The sequence below is a fragment of the Streptomyces sp. NPDC047042 genome, assembly GCF_040644035.1.
Classification (GTDB): Bacteria; Actinomycetota; Actinomycetes; order Streptomycetales; family Streptomycetaceae; genus Streptomyces.
Map to the genome: position 1 here is coordinate 26,026 of NZ_JBEYVP010000041.1, position 20,902 is coordinate 46,927.

Sequence of the window (20,902 nt, forward strand, 5' to 3'; positions counted from 1 at the left end):
CCCCCCATGGCCCGCAAGCTCGAACGCAAGCCCCTCAAGGCCCGCCCCAACCCGCTGGACGCGGCCAAGATCACGTACATCGACTACAAGGACACGGATCTGCTGCGGAAGTTCATCTCCGACCGAGGCAAGATCCGCAGCCGCCGGGTCACCCGGGTCTCGGCCCAGCAGCAGCGGCTGCTCGCCCGCGCGATCAAGAACGCCCGGGAGATGGCCCTGCTGCCGTACGTGTCCCGGTAGGGGCCTGCCCCCCTTTTCGCTGATCCTCCCGCCCCACCCCACCCGCACCCCCGTCTCCGCACGTCCCAGGAGGCGGGGGTGCGGGCCTGCGTGCGGACGGGCGAGGGAACGTAAGGGGCCCCGCGTGCGTCAAGGTGTGTAGCGGCGTGAACACCACGCGTGCACGTGCATCTGCTCGTGCAGATGCGCATGCATATGCTCCCCCATTCGTCCATGCGTCTGCACGTGAACAGAGCTATGATCCCGGCACAGTTGACCACCGCACCAATGGCCTCAACAGCCCAGTGCACCACCAGGGAGCAACCTGTGGACCACGACGTGTACCGCGTTGGCACAGCCGATGAGTCCGGCGTGTACAACGGCATGGCCGCCGCGCGGCTGGACGGGGTCGCCGCCTGGCAGAAGAGCCGGCACAGCAACTCGCAGGGTTCCTGCGTGGAGTTCGCGCGGCTGCCCGGCGGCGAGGTGGCGGTGCGCAACTCACGCTTCCCCGACGGTCCGGCGCTCGTCTACACGCGCGCCGAGATCGAGGCGATGCTCCTGGGCATCAAGGACGGCGAGTTCGACCATCTGACAGCGAGCTGACCGCCCCGCGAACATCCCGGTCCCAGGGCCGGACGAAACGGGGCGTAGTCGTCGCACCACCCAAAGTGACGCGCGTAGAACCGCGGCGCGCGGAAGCGCCGCGGTGTCTCACTCGGCGGAGTGCAGTCCGAACAGCGCCCAGACGACCTTGCCGCCCAGCGCGCCCGAGAGCGGGTGCCAGCCCCAGCTGTCGCTGAACGAGTCGACGAGGAACAGTCCGCGCCCCGACTCGGCCGAGAAGTCCTCCGAGAACTCCTCGGCGTCGTACGCCACCGGGCTCTCCCGGCTCGGGTCGCGCACCGCGCACACCAGCCGCTCGGTCCAGCGCATCAAGTGCAGCCGTACGAGGGGCTCGTGGGCCGACGAGGGCGGGGGGTCCGAGGGCAGCGCGTGCCGCAGTGCATTGGTGACCAGCTCGGAGACGACCAGGCAGATGTCGTCGAAGCGGTCGCCGATGTCCCACTGGGCGAGCGTTCTACGGCTGAACTGCCGGGCCTCGCGCACCGCTTCGTAGCGGGCGGGCAGTGCGCACGACGCCGCGTTGGACACGGTCGAGGGATCCAGTGGTGGAAGCCCCTGCCTTAAAGGCTCGAGCATGGTCGATCCATTCGTCCCCATGCGAGGCACTCCCGGGAGATCGCGGTCGTTGCGATGCAGTCATTGCGATGCAGCGGTGGCGCGAGACCATGGTTTCGGATGCTTCCGGCGGATGCAAGGGCAGATGCACGTGCACGTGCCTGAATTGGACCCTCCCGTACCGCTTCTTGGTCATTTTTTCCGCCAACTTTTCACCTCTGGCCGGTCTTCCCCTTGCCCCGGCCTGTGCGTACGCTCTGACGTCTTCCCATTTGAGTAACCGGACGAGTACTGCTCGGAGTGATTTAGTGGCAGACTGCGGCCCCTGGAGAGGTTGGGGAGGGTGACGAACGTGAGCGCGGGAGAGCCGGGATCGGTGGTGCGGCGCATGTTGCTCGGATCACACCTGAGGCGACTGCGTGAGGCGCGAGGCATCACGCGAGAGGCAGCGGGTTATTCGATCCGCGCGTCCGAGTCGAAGATCAGTCGTATGGAGCTGGGCCGGGTGAGCTTCAAGACACGGGACGTCGAGGACCTGCTGACGCTGTACGGCGTCAGCGACGAGACCGAGCGCAACGCGCTCCTCTCCCTTGCCAGGGAGGCCAACGTCGCGGGCTGGTGGCACAGTTACTCCGACGTCCTGCCCAACTGGTTCCCCACCTATGTGGGCCTGGAGGGCGCCGCCTCGCTGATCCGCGCCTACGAGGTGCAGTTCGTGCACGGTCTGCTGCAGACCGAGGCCTATGCGAGCGCCGTCGTCGGACGCGGCATGAAGGGCGCGAGCCCCGCCGACATCGAGCGCCGCGTCGCCCTGCGCCTGGAGCGGCAGAAGTACCTGCTCGCCCCCAACGCCCCCGAGTTCCACGTGGTCCTGGACGAGGCGGCCCTGCGTCGGCCGTACGGCGACCGCGAGGTGATGCGCGGTCAGCTCCAGCACCTGATCGAGATCTCCGAGCGGCCCAACGTACGGCTGCAGATCATGCCGTTCGGCTTCGGCGGTCACTCCGGCGAGAGCGGCGCGTTCACGATCCTGAGCTTCCCGGAGTCGGACCTGTCCGACGTCATCTTCCTCGAGCAGCTCACCAGCGCGCTGTACCTGGACAAGGCGGAGGACGTCAACCAGTACGAGAAGGCGATGAAGGAACTGCAGCAGGACTGCCCCGGCACCGACGAGAGCCGGGACCTGCTGAGGGGCCTGCTGCAACTGTCGTAACGGGGGTCACTGACGATCCCCCGACCGACTCACCCCCCAACTCGCTTTGAACGCACGTACGATGACGTGCGATCAGGCCGTGATACGGGATTGAGGGGTTGAGGGATCACATGCCATCACCTGCGTACTACTTCACCGACCTCGCGCAGCAGTACATCGGCGGTGAGTGGCGCCCGGGCACCGGCTCCTGGGACATCATCGACTTCAACCCCTACGACGGCGAGAAGCTCGCCTCGATCACGATCGCCACGGTCGACGAGGTCGACGAGGCGTACCGCGCCGCCGCCGAGGCCCAGAAGGAATGGGCCGCGACCAGCCCGTACGTCCGCCGCGCGGTCTTCGAGAAGGCCCTCGGCATCATCGAGGACCGTGAGCAGGAGATCGCCGCCGCGATCATCGCCGAACTCGGCGGCACACACCTCAAGGCCGGCTTCGAACTCCACCTCGCCAAGGAGTTCCTGCGCGAGTCGATCCGCCTCGCGCTGACCCCCGAGGGCCAGATCATCCCCTCGCCGGTCGACGGCAAGGAGAACCGCGTCTACCGCGTCCCGGTGGGCGTCGTCGGGGTGATCAGCCCCTTCAACTTCCCCTTCCTGCTCTCCCTGAAGTCGGTCGCCCCGGCGCTCGCGCTCGGCAACGGCGTCGTCCTCAAGCCGCACCAGGACACCCCGGTCGTCGGCGGTTCCCTGGTCGCGAAGATCTTCGAGGACGCGGGCCTGCCGCCCGGCCTGCTGAACGTCGTCATCACCGACATCGCCGAGATCGGTGACGCGTTCATCGAACACCCGATCCCGAAGGTCATCTCCTTCACCGGCTCCGACAAGGTCGGCCGTCACGTCGCCGCAGTCTGCGCGCCCCTGTTCAAGAACGTGGTCCTCGAACTGGGCGGCAACAGCGCCCTGGTGGTCCTGGACGACGCGGACATCGACTACGCGGTGGACGCGGCGGTGTTCAGCCGGTACGTCCATCAGGGCCAGGTCTGCATGGCCGCGAACCGGGTCCTGGTGGACCGTTCGGTCGCCGACGAGTTCACCGAGAAGTTCGTGGCCAAGGTGAGGTCCCTGAAGGTGGGCGACCCGAGCGACCCGGGGACGGTCATCGGCCCGGTGATCAACTCGTCGCAGGCGGACGCGATCTCGGGCGTCGTACGGCGGGCACTGGCGGAGGGCGCGACGGCACTCCTCCACGGTTCGACGACGGACAACCTCGTCGAGCCCTCGGTCCTGACCGACCTGCCCGCCGACTCGCCCCTCCTGCGCCAGGAGATCTTCGGCCCGGTCGCCCTCGTCGTCCCCTTCGACGGCGAGGAGGAGGCGGTCCGCCTCGTCAACGACACCCCGTACGGCCTCAGCGGCGCCGTCCACACGGCCGACGTGGAGCGCGGCATCGCCTTCGCCAAGCGGATCGACACGGGCATGTTCCACGTCAACGACGGCACGGTCCACGACGAGCCCCTGGTCGCCTTCGGCGGCGAGAAGTCCTCGGGCATCGGCCGCCTGAACGGCGAGGCGACGGTGGAGGCGTTCACGACCCGCAAGTGGATCTCGGTGCAGCGGGGGCGGAGCCTCTTCCCGTTCTAGGGATTTCCTGGACCACTTGGACGACCCCGGGGGCTTGCGGACAGAACCTGACCGCAAGCCCCCGTAACTTCATCGGTGTCAGGCGGAAACACCCGCAGGACCGAGCCGCACGACCCGATGAGAGGCAGTCGACCATGGTCACTCACGTCCCCTCCGAAGCCCCCGGCGACGAGCGCGGAGCACTGCTCGCGTTCATCGAGGAGCAGCGCGGCGGTATCCGGCGGGCCCTGCTCGGGCTGACCGACGAGCAGGCGGCGAGCAGGCCCAGCGCCAGTGAGCTGTCCCTCTCCGGACTGCTCAAGCATGTCGCCGAGACCGAGCAGGGCTGGATCGCCCGGGCCAGGGGCGAGGCGCCGGCCGTCAAGCGAACCGAGTCGAACTGGCACGAGTGTTTCGTGCTCGTCGAGGGCGAGACCGTCGCCTCGCAGCTCGCGTACTGGGAGAAGGTCGCCGCCGAGACCGACGCGTTCCTGCGTTCCGTACCGAGCCTCGACGACACGTTCGCACTGCCGGCGGAGCCCTGGTTCCCGCCGGAGGGGCGGGTCTCGATGCGCTGGGTGGCGTTGCACCTGATCCGCGAGACCGCCCGGCACGCCGGCCACGCCGACATCATCCGCGAGTCCCTCGACGGCGCCACCGCCTTCGAGCTGGTGGCCCGGGAGCGGGCCGCCTGAGCCCCGGGTCCTAACCTGGACCGCATGTCAGCGATCCGTCTCCTCGTGCTCGGCGCGGTCCGCCAGCACGGGCGGGCCCACGGCTACCAGGTGCGCAACGACCTGGAGTATTGGGGCGCCCACGAGTGGTCCAACGCCAAGCCCGGCTCGATCTACCACGCCCTGAAGCAGATGGCCAAGCAGGGCCTGCTGATCGCGCACGAGATCGCCCCCTCCACGGCCGGCGGCCCGCCCCGCACGGAGTACGAGATCACCGAGGCCGGCACCGAGGAGTGCTTCCGGCTGGTGCGCGAGGCGCTGACCTCGTACGACCAGAAGATGGACCTCAAGTCGGCGGCGATCGGCTTCATCGTCGAACTGCCGCGCGCCGAGGCCGTGGCGCTCCTGAAGGAGCGGATCCGGGGGATCGAGGCGTGGCGGGCCTCGGTCACCGAGCACTACGTGCCCGAGGACGGCCCCGAACAACTCGGGCACATCGGCGAGATCATGAACCTGTGGACCCACACGGCCGACGCCGAGGCCGCGTGGACCCTCGGTCTGATCGCCCGGATCGAGGGCGGGGCGTACACGTTCGCGGGCGAGGGCGAGCCGTTCGTCGGCATCCTGGCCGAGGGCGAGGAGAACCCGTACGCGACGGGGGAGCGTCATCCCGGCGACTGGCGATAGCGGGTAGTCACTAATCAAGTTTGACCAATGACTCTCGGCGAGTTACCCTCGACCGAGTAATCAACTTTGACTAGTCAGGGGGGTTGTTCTGTGGCCGACGCGGCGATCACCGTCGAAGGCGCACACAAGAGGTACGGCGACAAGGAGGCACTGTCCGGGCTCGACCTCCAGGTCGCCCGCGGCACCGTGCACGGCGTGCTCGGGCCGAACGGCGCGGGCAAGACGACCCTGGTCCGCGTCCTGGCCACGCTGCTCAGGCCCGACCGGGGCCGGGTCGAGGTGGCCGGCCACGACGTCGTGACCGGGGCCCGGGAGGTCCGCTTCCGCATCGGGCTGCTCGGCCAGCACGCGGCGCTCGACGAGGAGCTGAGCGGCCGGCAGAACCTGGAGATGTTCGGCCGTCTCTACCACCTGGGCGCCCGCCACGCGCGCGTGCGGGCCGACGAGCTCCTCGACCGCTTCGGGCTCGCGGACACCGGCCGCAAGGCGGTCCGGCACTACAGCGGCGGAATGCGCCGCCGTCTCGACCTCGCCGCCTCCCTCATCACCGACCCGGAGGTGCTGTTCCTGGACGAGCCCACGACCGGCCTCGACCCGCGCGGCCGCACCGAGGTGTGGACCGCCGTCCGCTCCCTCGTCGGCGGCGGTACGACGGTCCTGCTGACCACGCAGTACCTGGAGGAGGCCGACCAGCTCGCCGACCGCGTCTCGGTCGTCGACCGGGGCCGGGTCGTCGCCGACGGCACCCCGGACGAGCTGAAGGCCGCCACCGGTGGCGACCGCATCGACGTCGTCCTGCGCGACGCCGGGCAACTGGGCGCGGCCGTCGCCCTGTTGCCCGTACCCGCCGAGGGCGTCTCGGTGGACCCGGACCGGCGGCTGCTGAGCGCCCCGGTCACCGACCGCATGGCGGCGCTCTCCGGGGTCGTACGGGCCCTGGAGGCGGCCGGGATCGAGGCCGAGGACATCGTGCTGCGGCGCCCGACGCTGGACGAGGTGTTCCTGGACCTCACAGGCGACGACGAACGGACGAAGGAGGCCGCGTGACGACGTACGGGATGAGGAGTGGGGTTCCGGCACCCGGGACAGCGGGCACGCGCGCGTTGGCGGACTGGTGGACCGACTGCTGGACCATGACCCGCCGCGAACTCGCCCACTGGGCACGCCAGCCGGTGCAGGTGCTGGTCGGGCTGGTCTTCCCGGTGATGCTGCTGCTGATGTTCGGTTATCTGGTCGGCGGCGGCCGGGACATCGAGGGCGAGTACGTCGACTTCCTGGTTCCGGGCATGCTCGTGCTCACCATGGCCTTCGGCCTGGAGGGCACGATGATCGCCGTCACCCAGGATCTCAACAAGGGCGTCATCGACCGGTTCCGGTCCATGCCCATGGCCAACGGCGCGGTCCTGGTGGGCCGTTCGGCCGCCGACATGCTCCAGTCGGCGCTGGGGCTCACCGTGATGCTCGCGGTGGGGTACGCCATCGGCTGGCGCGCCCACGGGGGCGTGGGGGCCCTCCTGGGGGCCGTGGGCCTGCTCCTGCTGTTCCGGTTCGCCATGCTCTGGATCGGCATCCAACTGGCCATGGTGGCCGGCAGACCGGAGCTGGTGCAGGCGGTCCAGATCCTGGTCTGGCCGGTCGGCTTCCTGTCCAACGCCTTCGCCATCCCCGACTCCATGCCCGGCTGGTTGGGTACGGCCGTCCAGTGGAACCCGATGTCCCAGACGGCCACCGCCGTCCGCGACCTGTTCGGCAACCCCGGCGGCGAACCGGGCCACCTCTGGGCGGCCGTCGCCTGGCCCCTGGCCCTGCTGGCGGTCTTCTTCCCGCTGGCGGTACGGAGGTTCGGCCGGCTGAGCGGCTGAGCGTTCCGCAGGACGCGTGGTGACGTACCTGCGGGCCGGTGGGGGCTGGTCGCGCAGTTCCCCGCGCCCCTTTCGGGGCGCGTTCCGCACGGATCAGGCTCAGTGATGGAACCCGGTGGCCGCGTCCTTGTCCCGATCCAACGGGTGCGGCTGCCGGCGCAGTTCGGGCAGCAGTCGCTGCAGGTCCTCCACGAACAGCTCGGCGAGGTCCGCCGAGAACCCGTTGCGGCACACCACCCGCAGCACGGACAGGTCCTGCCGGTTCTCGGGGAAGGTGTACGCGGGCACCAGCCAGCCCCGCTCACGCAGCCGCCGCGAGACGTCGAACACGTCGTACGCGGACACGTCCGCCCCCGTCGTGAACGCGAACACCGGCAGCTCGTCGCCCCGGGTCAGCATGCGGAAGTCGCCCAGCTCCTCGATCCGCCCGGCGAGGGAGCGCGCCACGTCCCGCGAAGACTGCTGCACCGCCCGGTAGCCCTCGCGGCCCAGCCGCAGGAACGTGTAGTACTGCGCGACCACCTGGGCCCCGGGACGCGAGAAGTTGAGCGCGAACGTCGGCATGTCGCCGCCCAGGTAGTTGACGCTGAACACCAGCTCCTCGGGCAGGGCCTCCCTGTCCCGCCACAGCGCCCAGCCTACGCCCGGGTAGACCAGCCCGTACTTGTGCCCCGAGGTGTTGATCGAGGCCACGCGCGGCAGGCGGAAGTCCCAGACCAGGTCCTCGTCCAGGAAAGGCGCCACCATGGCCCCTGAGGCCCCGTCGACATGCACCGGGATGTCGAGCCCGGTGCGCTCCTGCAAGGCGTCCAGGGCCGCGCACAGCTCCGCCACGGGCTCGTAGGACCCGTCGAAGGTCGACCCGAGGATGCCGACGACCCCGATGGTGTTCTCGTCGCACAGCTCGGCCGCCGCCTGTGGATCGAGATGGAACCGGTCGCCCTCCATGGGGACCTGGCGCGCCTCCACCTCCCAGAAGTTGCAGAACTTGTCCCAGCAGACCTGAACGTTGACGCCCATGACCAGGTTCGGCCGGACGTCCCGCCCCGGATACCGGTCGGCGTTGCGCGCCGCCCACCGCCGCTTCAGCGCCATCCCGGCCAGCATGCACGCCTCGCTCGAACCCGTGGTCGAACAGCCCACGGCGGCGTCCGGATCCGGCGCGTTCCACAGGTCGGCGAGCATCGCCACACAGCGCCGCTCCAGCTCGGCGGTGCGCGGGTACTCGTCCTTGTCGATCATGTTCTTGTCCCGGCACTCGCCCATCAGGACGGCGGCCTGCGGCTCCATCCAGGTGGTGACGAAGGTGGCCAGGTTGAGCCGTGAGTTGCCGTCGAGCATCAGTTCGTCGTGCACGACCTGGTACGCCGTCGCCGGTGGCAGCGGAGCGTCCGGCAGCCGATGGGTGGGCGGGGCCTCGGTCATGCCGCCGACCGGATCGGCCGCCCCGTAGAAGGGGTTGACGGCGAGCCTGCGCCCGGCGCCCTTGTCGTCAGGTGTTTCGCTGTCCCCACGGTGCAGTGGCATGTCTTCGACGGTAGGCCCGGACCGCGGGGCTTGCACCTCACGCCGGGTGAGGAAGCAGTGTGGAGCGCGTACCGAGAAGGGAGCGGAAGTGAGCTACTCCGTAGGACAGGTCGCCGGCTTCGCCGGTGTAACGGTGCGCACCCTGCACCACTACGACGAGATCGGCCTCCTCGTGCCCGGCGGACGCAGCAGTGCGGGCCACCGGCGCTACGACGACGCCGACCTCGACCGGCTGCAGCAGATCCTGTTCTACCGGGAGCTCGGCTTCCCCCTCGAAGAGGTCGCCACCCTGCTGGACGACCCGAAGGCGGACCCGCGCGCGCAGTTGCGCCGACAGCACGAGCTGTTGACCGCCCGGATCGAACGGCTCCAGCAGATGGCGGCGGCCGTGGAGCACGCCATGGAGGCACGCAGAATGGGCATCAACCTCACGCCCGAGGAGAAGTTCGAGGTCTTCGGCGACAAGGATCCGGAGGCGCACGCCGAGGAGGCCGAGCGCCGCTGGGGCGGCACGGACACGTACGCGGAGTCGCAGCGCCGGGCGGCCACGTACACGAAGGACGACTGGAAGCGCATGCAGGCCGAGGTGGCCTCCTGGGGCGAGCGTTACGACGCCCTGATGGCGGCCGGCGAGTCCCCGGCGGGCGAGGCCGCGACGGCCATGGCCGAGGAACACCGGCTGCACATCACCAAGTGGTTCTACGAATGCACGTACGAAATCCACCAGGGCCTCGCCGAGATGTACGTCTCCGACGAGCGCTTCAAGGAGTTCTACGACTCCATGCGACCGGGCCTCGCCGAACACCTCAGGGAGGCGATCACGGCGAACGCGGCCCGGCACACCTCGTAGACATGGCCTGGTCCGGGGCTACTCCCGGGCCAGGACCACCGCGGTCCCGTACGCGCACACCTCCGTGCCCACGTCCGCCGCCTCGGTCACGTCGAAGCGGAAGGCCAGCACTCCGTTGGCCCCACGCGCGCGTGCCTGCTCGATCAGCCGTTCCATGGCCTGGTTGCGGGTCTCCACGAGGGTCTTCGTCAGGCCCTTCAGCTCACCGCCGATCATCGACTTCAGCCCGGCCCCGATCTGGCTGCCGAGATGCCGTGAGCGCACGGTCAGCCCGAAGACCTCACCGATGACCTGCTCGACCCGGTGGCCGGGTACGTCGTTCGTCGTCACGACCAGGACGTCGGACTGAGGTCCCTGGCCGCCGCCGTACTCTTCGATGCCCATAACCTCACAGGGTGGCCCGAGTTCCCGCACAGCGCACCCCGTGGTGGCGCACGGAAGCTGGTGGAACCCGGAGGGGCCGCGAGGCGTTGATAGCTTTGGCCCCACTCTTCTCTTCTCTTCTCTTTTTCTTCTGCCTCTTCTGCCTCAGGAGCCCGGAACAGTGACGACGCTTGCCCTCGGACCGAGCTGGCTGGATCCGGACTACCTGTTGGACCAGTTCGGCATCTGGGGCCTGCTGCTGATCGTGTTCGCCGAGTCCGGCCTGCTCATCGGCTTCTTCCTGCCGGGCGACTCGCTGCTGTTCACGGCGGGGCTGCTGATCACCGCGGGCACGCTGGACTTCCCGCTGTGGGCGGCGGTCGTCCTCATCTGCCTCGCCGCGATCCTCGGCGACCAGGCGGGCTACATGTTCGGCAAGAAGGTCGGCCCGTCGCTCTTCAACCGACCGGACTCCCGCCTCTTCAAGCAGGAGAACGTCACCAAGGCCCACGAGTTCTTCGAGAAGTACGGCCCGAAGTCCCTGGTCCTGGCCCGCTTCGTGCCCATCGTGCGCACGTTCACGCCGATCATCGCCGGCGTCAGCGGCATGAAGTACCGCTCGTTCCTGACCTTCAACGTCATCGGCGGCGTCCTGTGGGGCGCGGGCGTCACCCTGCTCGGCTCCTGGCTCGGCAACATCGACTTCGTCAAGAAGAACATCGAACCGATCCTGCTGCTGATCGTCCTCATCTCGGTCGTCCCGATCATCATCGAGTTCGCCCGAGCCCGCAGCAAGGCCAAGAAGACCCCGCCCCAGCAGCAGCAGTACCAGCCCCCGATGGACGACGCGACGACCCAGCTCCGCCGAATCCCTCCGACCCACCAGCCCGAAAACCAGAACTACGACCAGGGCTACGGCCAGCAGTACGCCCAACAGCAGCACCCGTACAACCAGGACTACGGCTACCAGCAGCAATACCCGTACAACAACCAGAACAACGGCTACCCCCAGAACTGAGAACCGACGCGAGGGCAACCCCCTGGGGGCGCGGGGCTGTGACATTTGCGGCTCCGCCGCGTGGGCGCGACAAGCCACAACGCACCCGCACCCGAATCCGCACCCGACCCGGAACTAAAACCCTCGCGTCCGCTTGGCGGCCCGCCGCTCCCCGGCGGAGCCGCTCGGTACACGCAGGAACAACCGCGAAATCTCCGACCCCAGATTCACCCCGATGGCAATCGCCATCGCCAGCGCCGCCGCCTTGGCCAGATACACCAACCCCGCGTCCATGTCGTTCTGCGCGATCGACAGCAGCCCGAAGTACGTCGCGGACCCCGGCAGCAGCGGCCCGATCGCCGCGGTCGTGTACGGCAGGGCAGACGCGAACCGGTAGCGCGACAGCAGCTGCCCGAACAGCCCGACAAGACCCGCCGCGACGGCGGTCGACGCCACCGCCGAGAACTCGCCGGTGTCGTGCATCGCGCCGTACACGCTCCACGCGACACCCCCGTTGAGCGTCACGATGAGCACAGTGGAACGTTCCTGCTGAAGCATGACCGCGAAGGTCAGCGACAGCAGCATGGACGCGCTGATCTGCCACAACGGCCGCTGCGCACTCCCCAGCGCCGCGTCGGGGTTGAGCTCGGCGCCCAGTTTCACGCCGAAGTACAGGATCAGCAGCACCCCGACCACGATGCCCACGAAGAAGTACATGACCTCGAGCAGACGAGCGGACGCGGTGATGTAGAACCCGGTCAGCCCGTCCTGCACCCCGGCCACCAGCGCCCGCCCGGGCAGCAGCGCGAACAGCCCGCCGGTGATCACGGCGGACGCCTTCACGTCGACATGCGCGACCGTCAGCGCGACCCCGATCGCGGCCGGCGGCATCGCGGCCACCGTGAACTGGTAGAACTCCGGCAGCCCGCGCCCCGCGCACAGCCACGCCAGCCGGTCGCCGAGCATCGCGCCGAGCGCCGCCGCCACGAACACCACCAGGTCACCGCCGACGAGCACGGAGGCCGCACCCGCGAGCAGCCCGGCGGACACGGTGAGCCCCCAGCCGGGGTACGGGTGCCGGTTGCGCCGGATCTCAGCGAGGCGCCTGTAGGCCTCTTCCAGGGACGTGGCGGTGTCCTCGTCGCTCAGGTCGTCCACAAGCCGGTAGACGGCCGCCAGGCGCGTGTAGTCGGTGCCCCGGCGCCGGACCGTCCGTGAGGCCGTCACGGGGTCCTCGACGAGCGAGGGCTGGTACGAGATCGACAGCAGGGTGAAGGTGACGTTCGGCTCGCAGCGGTCGAGGGCGTAGGACCGGCAGACGGCGAACATGGCCGCCTCCACGTCCTCGGCGCCCTCGCCGCCCGCGAGCAGCAGTTCGCCGATGCGCAGGGTCAGGTCGAGCACGCGCGGGACGGCGGGACCGCCCTCCTCGGCCACCTTGTGCAGGCGTTCCGGCGCGGGCCGCTCGGCCACCGGCATCCGCAGCATCGTGCGCATCCGGTCCTGCCAGGGCACGTCCTTGGTGAGACTCACCACAGGGATGCCGGCGGGCGGCGTGAAGGCGGGCGCGCGGTACGTCAGCGGGGTGCTGAAGGCCGAGCCCTCGACGTCGCCGCCGGGCGGCTGCGGAACGTCCAGTCCGTCCGGCAGGGCGAACTCTGAGGTCGTCTCGGACTCGTCGGTGACCGATCTGGGCGGCGTCAGTCCCTCTGGCAGGGCGAACTCGGAGGTGGTGGACGAGTCCCCGTCCCCACCGCCCGGAGTTCCGCCTGTGGCGAGGGGGATCGCGTAGACGCCCCTGGCCTCGTCCGATGCCGGCTTGCGAGCCTCGTCCGTCACTCCGTATCGCTCCCTGCGCGTGCCCCTCCGGTACGCCTCAGTATGCGCACAGGCGCACGAACGGGCCGCACGCGTGTGCGTGCGGCCCGTTGGGCACAGCTGGGTCGGGGAGCCTCAGTGGCCGCCCTGCTCCTTGAGTCGCTTGTACGACCGCTCGATCTCGGCCTCGGCGTCGGCACGGCCGACCCAGTTGGCGCCCTCGACGGACTTGCCGGGCTCCAGGTCCTTGTAGACCTCGAAGAAGTGCTGGATCTCCAGGCGGTCGAACTCCGACACGTGGTGGATGTCGCGCAGGTGCTCCACGCGCGGGTCGTGCGCGGGCACGCACAGCAGCTTGTCGTCGCCGCCGGCCTCGTCCGTCATCCGGAACATGCCGATCGCGCGGCACTGGATGAGACAGCCGGGGAAGGTCGGCTCGTCCAGGATGACCAGCGCGTCCAGCGGGTCGCCGTCCTCGCCGAGGGTGTTCTCGACGAAGCCGTAGTCGGCCGGGTAGCTGGTCGAGGTGAAGAGGCGACGGTCCAGGCGGATCCGACCGGTCTCGTGGTCCACCTCGTACTTGTTCCGTGAACCCTTCGGAATCTCGATCGTGACGTCGAACTCCACCGGTGGCTCCTCCATGATCAACACATAGTTCTGGTGGTTAAGTGTCCCTCACGCAGGTGTGTGATCGCGAAAGGGGCTGGTGGTCGTGCCAGAGCTGAGGCCTTGGCGGGCCGCGAGGCCGAAAGTGGCGCGGCTCGCGCGTACCGTACGACCTCGTCTCACTCAGGCCACGAAAGCGGTGAAACCGCAGCTCGGAAGGGGGGTCGGCCGAGCGAAGGCAGCTGTGAAACCGCCACTCGAACGAGCGACGGCGACGGTGCGGCCGCGACTCGAACGAGCCAAGCAGGCCACGGCCGGCGTGAAACCGCGGGTCGCGCGGATCACACGGTCGATGGCCTCGAAGCCGGCCGGTCTCGGCACCTCGAACGCGCTGCCGAACGCCCTGCGGACGCTGAAGGCACTGCCGGGGTCGATGCCGAAGACCCTGCGGACCTGGCAGTACACCGCGGGCGCCGCCACCGCCGGACTGGCGTTGACCGCGGGCGTGGTGACCGCCGCCGGTCCCTGGGACTCCACCGGCCAGCGTACGGCCGAGCGGGACTGGGCCACCGCCCAGGAACGTTCCGGTGGCGCAGATCACGGTCGTAATTCTGGTACGTCGGACACGTCCGCCATCTCCGGTACGTCGGCCGGGGCGCCCGCGCCCGCGCCGAGCGCTCCCATCGTGCTGGCCGGCCTCGACAGCGCACCCGGCACCCTGCGGGCGGCACCCACCGGGAAGGCCCTCGCGGCCGTTCTGAAGCCGCTTCTGGGCGATCCGGCGCTCGGCACCCGCCGGTCGGCCGCAGTCGTCGACGTGACCACCGGAAAGCGGCTGTACGGCATGGAGGCGGGGGAGGCGCTCGTCCCCGCCTCGACGACGAAGATCGCCACGGCCGTCGCCGCGCTCTCCGCGATGGGCGCCGACCACCGCCTCACCACCCGGGCCGCCCTGGAGCCCGACACCAACGAGCTCGTCCTGGTCGGCGGCGGCGACCCGACCCTGACGGCCCGCGAGGACCCGGAGGGCTGGGCGAGCCTGCGCACCCTGGCCGACTCGACGGCCGCCGCCCTGAGGAAGCGCGGCGTACGCGAGGTGACGCTGTCGTACGACACGACGCTGTACGCCGGCCGCGAACTCCACCCGATCGGGGTCAACGAGAACCTCGCCCCGGTCAGCGCCCTCATGGTCGACGAGGCCCGCACCAACGACTCGACCAGCGGAACCGCGGTGCGTTCCACCGACCCGGCGGCCGACGCGGCCCGCGCGTTCGCGGGCCTGCTGGAGAAGCACCGCATCAAGACCACGGCCCCCGGCCCGTCCAAGGCCACGGGCCGCGCGAGCACCCTCGCGAAGGTCACCTCGCCGCCGCTGTCGGCCCTCGTCGAGCGCATGCTGACCAACAGCGACAACGACTTGGCGGAGGCCCTGGCCCGCCAGACCGCGCTCGCCACCCACGTCAGACCCGACTTCGCGGGCGGCGCCCGGGCCATCCGCACCGAGCTGGCGAAGCTGGGGCTGCCCATGTCCGGGGCCCGTTTCGCGGACGGCAGCGGCCTGAACCGCGCCGACCGCCTCACCACGAACCTCCTCACGGCCCTGCTGGCCAAGGCCGGCGACCCGTCCCACCCCGACCTCCGCGCGGCCCTCACGGGCCTTCCGGTGGCAGGCTTCACGGGCACACTGAGCACCCGTTACGCGAACGGCGCGGCAGGCCTCGTACGCGCCAAGACAGGCACCCTGACCGGCGTGAACGCCTTGGCGGGCACGGTCGTCGACCGCAACGGCCACCTCCTGGCCTTCGCCTTCCTGACGGCGAACACCCCGAACACAACCCAGGCCCAAACAGCCCTGGACCGCACAGCGACAGCCCTGGCGTCCTGCGGCTGCGGGTAGCTCCGCCGGATACGCGGCCCCCGCCACCCTCGCAACCTGCCCCCAGCGGAGTCGCTCCCGTACGGTTGACGCATGACGAGCATCGGTGGTGCCGCATCTGCTGGGATGGTCGACTGGAATCTCGCGGTGGCGACCGCGACCCGGCTGGTACGGCCGGGGCCCGAGGTGAGCCGTGACGAGGCCCGGACCATCGTCGCCGAGCTGCGTCGGCACGCGAAGGCCTCGGAGGAACACGTCCGGGGCTTCACCCGGATGGGAACGGACGCCGCCCACGACACCCCCGTACTCGTCGTGGACCGCCCCGGCTGGGTACGGGCCAACGTGGCCGGGTTCCGCGAGGTGCTGAGGCCGCTGCTGGACAAGATGCAGGAGCGGCGCGGGAGTTCACCGGGCGGGGCCGTGCTCGGCGCGGTCGGCGGCAAGGTGACCGGCGTCGAACTGGGCATGCTGCTGTCGTTCCTGTCGTCGCGGGTCCTCGGCCAGTACGAGACCTTCGCCCCGGCCACCCGCGACCTGCCGGCCGGCGCGAACGGCGGCGGCCGACTGCTCCTCGTCGCCCCGAACATCGTCCACGTGGAGCGCGAACTCGACGTACAGCCCCACGACTTCAGGCTCTGGGTGTGTCTGCACGAGGAGACGCACCGCACCCAGTTCACCGGCGTGCCCTGGCTGCGCGACCACCTGGAGGGCGAGATCCAGTCGTTCCTGGGGGAGACCGACGTCGACCCCATGACCTTCCTGGAGCGCATCAGGGAGGCCGCGCAGTCCCTCGCGGGCGGCCGGCCGGAGGGCGAGGAGGACGACGGCGGCCGTTCGCTCGTGGAGCTGGTGCAGACGCCCGCCCAGCGGGAGATCCTCGGCCGGCTCACCGCGGTCATGTCCCTCCTGGAGGGACACGCCGACTTCGTGATGGACGGCGTCGGCCCCGCGGTGGTGCCCTCCGTGGCCGAGATCCGCGAGAAGTTCCAGCAACGCCGGGCCAAGGGCGCCTCCCGCCTCGACCTCGCACTGCGCAAGCTGCTCGGTCTGGACGCCAAACTCAGGCAGTACCGGGACGGCGAACGGTTCGTGCGGGCCGTCGTCGACCAGGTCGGCATGGACGGCTTCAACCGCGTGTGGACCTCCCCGAACACCCTCCCCACGAAGGCCGAGATCGCCAAACCGGCGGACTGGGTCGCGCGCGTGCACCGCAAGGCGGAATCGTGAGCCTGTTCGGTACGAGGCGTACGGGGTGAAGAATCCGGCCGACGGCAGGTGAACGCCACTCCAATCACCCGTCCGAGGGACCGTGAGGCATGGGTAGGCGTGCAATGCTCGGGGAACGCCTCGTTTCTGTCACCATCTACACACTCTGAGTGACCGGACTCGGCTCACCCCCCCTCGAAAACTTCATGAAGGGAACCGGACATGGGTCCCCATCCTGCGGTCGCGGCGATACGCCTGGCGGTCCGCCGCGCACTCCACGACATCCTCACAGCCCACCCCTCGCCCCACAGCCTCCTCCCCGCCTCCACCACCCTCGCCTCAACCGACTCGGCCGCCACCACCCCCGGCGAGTCCGCCCCGCTGGTCCTCGTGGCGTGCTCCGGCGGCGCCGACTCCATGGCGCTCGCCTCCGCCCTGGCGTTCGAAGCGCCCAAACTCGGGCTGCGCGCCGGCGGCGTCACCGTCGACCACGGTCTGCAGCCCGGCTCCGGCCTCCGCGCCGACGAGGTCGTCCTGCGCCTGACCGAGCTCGGCCTCGCCCCCGTCGAGGCGATCTCCGTCACAGTCGGCCGCGACGGCGGACCCGAGGCCGCCGCGCGTGACGCCCGGTACAGCGCCCTGGACGACGCCGCCGAGCGCCACGGCGCCAGCGCGGTCCTCCTCGGCCACACCCGCGACGACCAGGCCGAGACCGTGCTGCTGGGCCTCGCCCGCGGCTCCGGCATCCGCTCGCTGTCCGGGATGGCCGCCGTCTCCGGCGGACCCGGGGCCCCCGGCCGCTACCGCAGGCCCTTCCTCCAGCTCGACCGGCAGACCGCCCGCAAGGCGTGCATGGTCCAGTCCCTCCCGGTCTGGGACGACCCGCACAACGCCGACCCGGCGTACACCCGGTCCCGGCTGCGTCACGAGGGCCTGCCCGCCCTGGAGAAGGCCCTCGGCAAGGGCGTCGTCGAGGCCCTCGCCCGTACGGCCCAGCTCTCCCGTGACGACGCCGACGCCCTCGACACCTGGGCCCGCCAGGCCGAGGCCTCCGTACGGGACGCGGCGGGCCTCCTGGAGTGCGCCAAGCTGTACGCCCTGCCGCCCGCCGTACGCCGTCGCATCCTGCGCAGCGCCGCCATCGAGGCGGGCGCTCCGGCCGGTTCGCTGTTCGCCCGCCACATCGAGGAAGTCGACCGGCTGATCACCGGCTGGCGCGGTCAGAAAGCCATCAATCTCCCCGGCCGGGTCGTCGCCCAGCGGCAGGGTGGCAGACTGGTGATTCGGCAAGGCTGAATCTCACCCCCTTCGGGGAGGGGTCGGGCGAACGAGCCAGCTAAGTGGCGACGACCGAAAGTGATGCGGGTGGACGCGAAAGACATGGGTGCCGACCTCAAGTCGGTACTCATCACCAAGGAAGAGATCGACGCGAAGCTCGTTGAGCTGGCAGCGAAGATCGACGCGGAGTACGCGGGCAAGGACCTGCTGATCGTCGGCGTGCTCAAGGGCGCGGTGATGGTCATGGCCGACCTGGCCCGGGCGCTGTCCACCCCCCTCACCATGGACTGGATGGCCGTGTCGTCGTACGGCGCGGGCACCCAGTCCTCCGGTGTGGTGCGGATCCTCAAGGACCTCGACACCGACATCAAGGGCAAGCACGTTCTCATCGTCGAGGACATCATCGACTCCGGACTGACCTTGTCCTGGCTGATCTCCAACCTCGGCTCCCGCGAGCCCGAGTCGCTGAAGATCTGCACCCTGCTGCGCAAGCCGGAGGCCGCGAAGGTCGCCATCGACGTGGAGTGGGTCGGCTTCGACATCCCGAACGAGTTCGTGATCGGCTACGGCCTCGACTACGCGGAGAAGTACCGCAACCTCCCCTTCGTCGGTACGCTCGCGCCCCACGTCTACGGCGGCTGAGTCCCGAGGCCGCTGAGCCAATGGGCGAGTCCTGTGGGACGCCCGGGAACCCGGGCGGCCCTCTCGCCGTTGGAGCATGCGTGGACGGTGTTGGAAACTCGCCCGTGCGCCTTCGGGTGACAATGCTGGGGTACCGTCCGAAGAGCAGTACTTAGAACAGTCTTTGTCAAACTCACTATGGCAGGAGGGACGGGGCGGCACCGCTCCGTATGGATGGACGTGAAGCGATACTTCCGTGGGCCGGTCATGTGGATCGTGCTGGCCGTCCTTGCCGTGGTCGTGTTGATGCAGGTCGTCGGCTCGTCCGGCGGCTACAAGACGGTGGACACAGGCCAGGTCGTCCAGGCGATCAACGACAACAAGGTCGAGCAGGCCAAGATCACCACCGGTGACGAGCAGGTCATCAAGGTCCAGCTCAAGGACGGCCAGAAGGTCGAGGGCAGCTCGAAGATCCAGGCGAGCTACATCGGCGATCAGGGCGTCAACCTGGCGAACACTCTCCAGGACAAATTCCAGAACAAGCAGATCCCGAAGGGCTACACGGTCTCCCCGACCAAGCAGAACGCTTTCGTCGGCATTCTGCTGTCGCTGCTTCCCTTCGTCCTCATCGTCGTCGTGTTCCTGTTCCTGATGAACCAGATGCAGGGCGGCGGCTCCCGGGTCATGAACTTCGGGAAGTCCAAGGCCAAGCTCATCACCAAGGACACCCCGAAGACGACGTTCGCGGACGTCGCGGGCTCGGACGAGGCCGTCGAGGAGCTCCACGAGATCAAGGAGTTCCTCCAGGAGCCGGCCAAGTTCCAGGCCGTCGGCGCCAAGATCCCCAAGGGTGTGCTCCTCTACGGGCCTCCCGGTACGGGCAAGACGCTGCTCGCGCGCGCTGTCGCGGGCGAGGCGGGCGTTCCGTTCTACTCGATCTCGGGTTCCGACTTCGTCGAGATGTTCGTCGGTGTCGGTGCCTCCCGGGTCCGTGACCTCTTCGAGCAAGCCAAGGCGAACGCCCCGGCGATCGTCTTCGTCGACGAGATCGACGCGGTCGGCCGCCACCGCGGCGCCGGCCTCGGCGGCGGTCACGACGAGCGCGAGCAGACGCTCAACCAGCTGCTCGTCGAGATGGACGGGTTCGACGTCAAGGGCGGTGTGATTCTCATCGCTGCCACGAACCGTCCCGACATCCTCGACCCGGCGCTGCTGCGCCCCGGCCGCTTCGACCGCCAGATCGCGGTCGACCGCCCGGACATGCTGGGCCGGCTGGAGATCCTCAAGGTTCACCAGAAGGGCAAGCCGGTCGCTCCGGACGTCGACCTGTCGGCGGTCGCCCGTCGTACGCCGGGCTTCACCGGCGCGGACCTGAGCAACGTCCTCAACGAGGCCGCGCTGCTCACCGCCCGCAGCGAGAAGAAGCTGATCGACAACGCGTCGCTCGACGAGGCCATCGACCGCGTCGTGGCGGGCCCGCAGAAGCGGACCCGGATCATGTCGGACAAGGAAAAGAAGATCACCGCGTACCACGAGGGCGGCCACGCCCTGGTCGCGGCGGCCTCCCCGAACTCCGACCCGGTCCACAAGATCACGATCCTGTCCCGCGGCCGGGCCCTCGGTTACACGATGGTGCTCCCGGACGAGGACAAGTACTCCACCACTCGCAACGAGATGCTCGACCAGCTGGCCTACATGCTGGGCGGCCGGGCGGCGGAGGAACTGGTCTTCCACGACCCGACCACGGGCGCCGCGAACGACATCGAGAAGGCCACGGCGACGGCCCGCGCGATGGTCACGCAGTACGGCATGACCGAGCGCCTCGGCGCGATCAAGTTCGGCGGCGACAACACCGAGCCCTTCCTGGGCCGGGAGATGTCGCACCCGCGCGACTACTCGGAAGAGGTCGCCGCGCTCGTCGACGAAGAGGTCAAGAAGCTCATCGAGAACGCGCACAACGAGGCCTGGGAGATCCTGGTCGAGAACCGTGACGTCCTCGACGCGCTGGTGCTCCAGCTGCTGGAGAAGGAGACGCTGAGCAAGGAGCAGATCGCCGAGATCTTCGCTCCCATCGTGAAGCGCCCGGCCCGCCCCGCGTGGACCGGCTCCTCCCGGCGTACGCCGTCCACCCGCCCGCCGGTGCTCTCCCCCAAGGAGCTGTCGCTGACGAACGGGGCCAACGGTTCGGCGCCGGCGATCACCGCCAAGGCCGGGGCCACCGAGTCCGTCCCCTCGACGGAGCCGGTACCGGAGGAACGCGGCGAGAGCTGATCCCGCCTCTCCTGCCCCGTCCCGCCCAGCGGGCCCGGAATGGATGCCGCGCCCCCCAGGTTCTAGCCTGGGGGGCGCGGCATTTCGGTATGT

At 69.6% G+C, this 20,902-nt stretch carries 20 protein-coding genes; 15 read left to right on the top strand and 5 right to left on the bottom strand.

The genetic code is table 11. The features are described from left to right. Window positions 1-6: 6 nt before the first annotated feature. Window positions 7-240: a 30S ribosomal protein S18 gene (gene rpsR, locus ABZ855_RS37535; RefSeq protein WP_319210218.1), complete on the top strand. Its 234-nt coding sequence runs from the start codon at window positions 7-9 to the stop codon at window positions 238-240. A gap of 306 nt (window positions 241-546) precedes the next feature. After that, window positions 547-825, top strand: a complete 279-nt coding sequence (locus ABZ855_RS37540) for a DUF397 domain-containing protein (RefSeq protein ID WP_360814713.1) — start codon at window positions 547-549, stop codon at window positions 823-825. Window positions 826-933: 108 nt separating this feature from the next. On the opposite strand, the gene ABZ855_RS37545 is transcribed toward ABZ855_RS37540, so the two are convergent. Then, window positions 934-1,443 (bottom strand): ATP-binding protein, encoded by a 510-nt coding sequence (locus ABZ855_RS37545; RefSeq protein WP_360814716.1) that lies wholly within the window; start codon window positions 1,441-1,443, stop codon window positions 934-936. A gap of 346 nt (window positions 1,444-1,789) precedes the next feature. On the opposite strand from ABZ855_RS37545, the gene ABZ855_RS37550 reads away from it, so the two are divergent. The 6 genes from ABZ855_RS37550 to ABZ855_RS37575 all read left to right on the top strand — a co-directional run bounded on the left by ABZ855_RS37550 (window position 1,790) and on the right by ABZ855_RS37575 (window position 7,396). Continuing rightward, window positions 1,790-2,614, top strand: coding sequence for a helix-turn-helix transcriptional regulator (locus ABZ855_RS37550; protein WP_319210222.1), 825 nt, complete (start codon window positions 1,790-1,792; stop codon window positions 2,612-2,614). Window positions 2,615-2,724: 110 nt separating this feature from the next. Beyond that, entirely contained in the window at window positions 2,725-4,194 is a 1,470-nt protein-coding gene (locus tag ABZ855_RS37555; protein WP_360814719.1) for an aldehyde dehydrogenase family protein, read from the top strand. A 134-nt stretch (window positions 4,195-4,328) separates the two neighbouring features. After that, the gene (locus ABZ855_RS37560) at window positions 4,329-4,868 is read left to right on the top strand and encodes a DinB family protein (RefSeq protein WP_360814722.1); all 540 of its coding nucleotides are present in this window, start codon (window positions 4,329-4,331) and stop codon (window positions 4,866-4,868) included. Window positions 4,869-4,892: 24 nt separating this feature from the next. Further along, window positions 4,893-5,534 carry a PadR family transcriptional regulator gene (locus tag ABZ855_RS37565; RefSeq protein WP_360814725.1) on the top strand — a complete coding sequence of 214 codons (642 nt, stop codon included), beginning with the start codon at window positions 4,893-4,895 and terminating at the stop codon, window positions 5,532-5,534. A 90-nt stretch (window positions 5,535-5,624) separates the two neighbouring features. Next, window positions 5,625-6,581 (top strand): ATP-binding cassette domain-containing protein, encoded by a 957-nt coding sequence (locus ABZ855_RS37570; RefSeq protein WP_360814728.1) that lies wholly within the window; start codon window positions 5,625-5,627, stop codon window positions 6,579-6,581. Window positions 6,582-6,592: 11 nt separating this feature from the next. Next, window positions 6,593-7,396 carry an ABC transporter permease gene (locus ABZ855_RS37575; RefSeq protein WP_360814903.1) on the top strand — a complete coding sequence of 268 codons (804 nt, stop codon included), beginning with the start codon at window positions 6,593-6,595 and terminating at the stop codon, window positions 7,394-7,396. Between the two features lie 99 nt (window positions 7,397-7,495). Here the strand turns inward: ABZ855_RS37575 and ABZ855_RS37580 are convergent, their stop codons facing one another. Continuing rightward, window positions 7,496-8,923, bottom strand: a complete 1,428-nt coding sequence (locus tag ABZ855_RS37580; protein WP_360814731.1) for a glutamate decarboxylase — start codon at window positions 8,921-8,923, stop codon at window positions 7,496-7,498. A gap of 88 nt (window positions 8,924-9,011) precedes the next feature. Between ABZ855_RS37580 and ABZ855_RS37585 the strand changes: the two genes are divergently transcribed. Next, window positions 9,012-9,773 carry a MerR family transcriptional regulator gene (locus ABZ855_RS37585; RefSeq protein ID WP_360814734.1) on the top strand — a complete coding sequence of 254 codons (762 nt, stop codon included), beginning with the start codon at window positions 9,012-9,014 and terminating at the stop codon, window positions 9,771-9,773. 18 nt (window positions 9,774-9,791) lie between these two features. On the opposite strand, the gene ABZ855_RS37590 is transcribed toward ABZ855_RS37585, so the two are convergent. Then, window positions 9,792-10,157, bottom strand: coding sequence for a YbjQ family protein (locus ABZ855_RS37590; protein ID WP_360814737.1), 366 nt, complete (start codon window positions 10,155-10,157; stop codon window positions 9,792-9,794). Window positions 10,158-10,317: 160 nt separating this feature from the next. On the opposite strand from ABZ855_RS37590, the gene ABZ855_RS37595 reads away from it, so the two are divergent. Beyond that, the gene (locus ABZ855_RS37595; protein WP_360814740.1) at window positions 10,318-11,154 is read left to right on the top strand and encodes a VTT domain-containing protein; all 837 of its coding nucleotides are present in this window, start codon (window positions 10,318-10,320) and stop codon (window positions 11,152-11,154) included. Between the two features lie 114 nt (window positions 11,155-11,268). Here the strand turns inward: ABZ855_RS37595 and ABZ855_RS37600 are convergent, their stop codons facing one another. After that, the gene (locus ABZ855_RS37600) at window positions 11,269-12,972 is read right to left on the bottom strand and encodes a threonine/serine exporter family protein (protein ID WP_360814743.1); all 1,704 of its coding nucleotides are present in this window, start codon (window positions 12,970-12,972) and stop codon (window positions 11,269-11,271) included. Between the two features lie 114 nt (window positions 12,973-13,086). Further along, window positions 13,087-13,578, bottom strand: a complete 492-nt coding sequence (locus ABZ855_RS37605; RefSeq protein WP_053746895.1) for an inorganic diphosphatase — start codon at window positions 13,576-13,578, stop codon at window positions 13,087-13,089. Between the two features lie 331 nt (window positions 13,579-13,909). Here ABZ855_RS37605 and dacB point away from each other — a divergent pair, with 331 nt between their 5' ends. From dacB to ftsH, 5 genes are all read left to right on the top strand, one after another. Continuing rightward, window positions 13,910-15,454 carry a D-alanyl-D-alanine carboxypeptidase/D-alanyl-D-alanine-endopeptidase gene (gene dacB, locus ABZ855_RS37610; RefSeq protein ID WP_360814746.1) on the top strand — a complete coding sequence of 515 codons (1,545 nt, stop codon included), beginning with the start codon at window positions 13,910-13,912 and terminating at the stop codon, window positions 15,452-15,454. A gap of 72 nt (window positions 15,455-15,526) precedes the next feature. After that, window positions 15,527-16,660, top strand: coding sequence for a zinc-dependent metalloprotease (locus ABZ855_RS37615; protein WP_360814749.1), 1,134 nt, complete (start codon window positions 15,527-15,529; stop codon window positions 16,658-16,660). A 201-nt stretch (window positions 16,661-16,861) separates the two neighbouring features. Continuing rightward, complete coding sequence (gene tilS / locus ABZ855_RS37620) at window positions 16,862-17,935, top strand: tRNA lysidine(34) synthetase TilS (RefSeq protein ID WP_360814752.1); 1,074 nt, start codon at window positions 16,862-16,864, stop codon at window positions 17,933-17,935. Window positions 17,936-17,998: 63 nt separating this feature from the next. Then, complete coding sequence (gene hpt, locus ABZ855_RS37625; RefSeq protein WP_044471976.1) at window positions 17,999-18,559, top strand: hypoxanthine phosphoribosyltransferase; 561 nt, start codon at window positions 17,999-18,001, stop codon at window positions 18,557-18,559. Between the two features lie 213 nt (window positions 18,560-18,772). Continuing rightward, on the top strand, window positions 18,773-20,809 hold the full coding sequence (gene ftsH / locus ABZ855_RS37630) for an ATP-dependent zinc metalloprotease FtsH (protein WP_360814756.1): 2,037 nt from the start codon (window positions 18,773-18,775) through the stop codon (window positions 20,807-20,809). The last annotated feature ends 93 nt before the right edge of the window (window positions 20,810-20,902 follow it).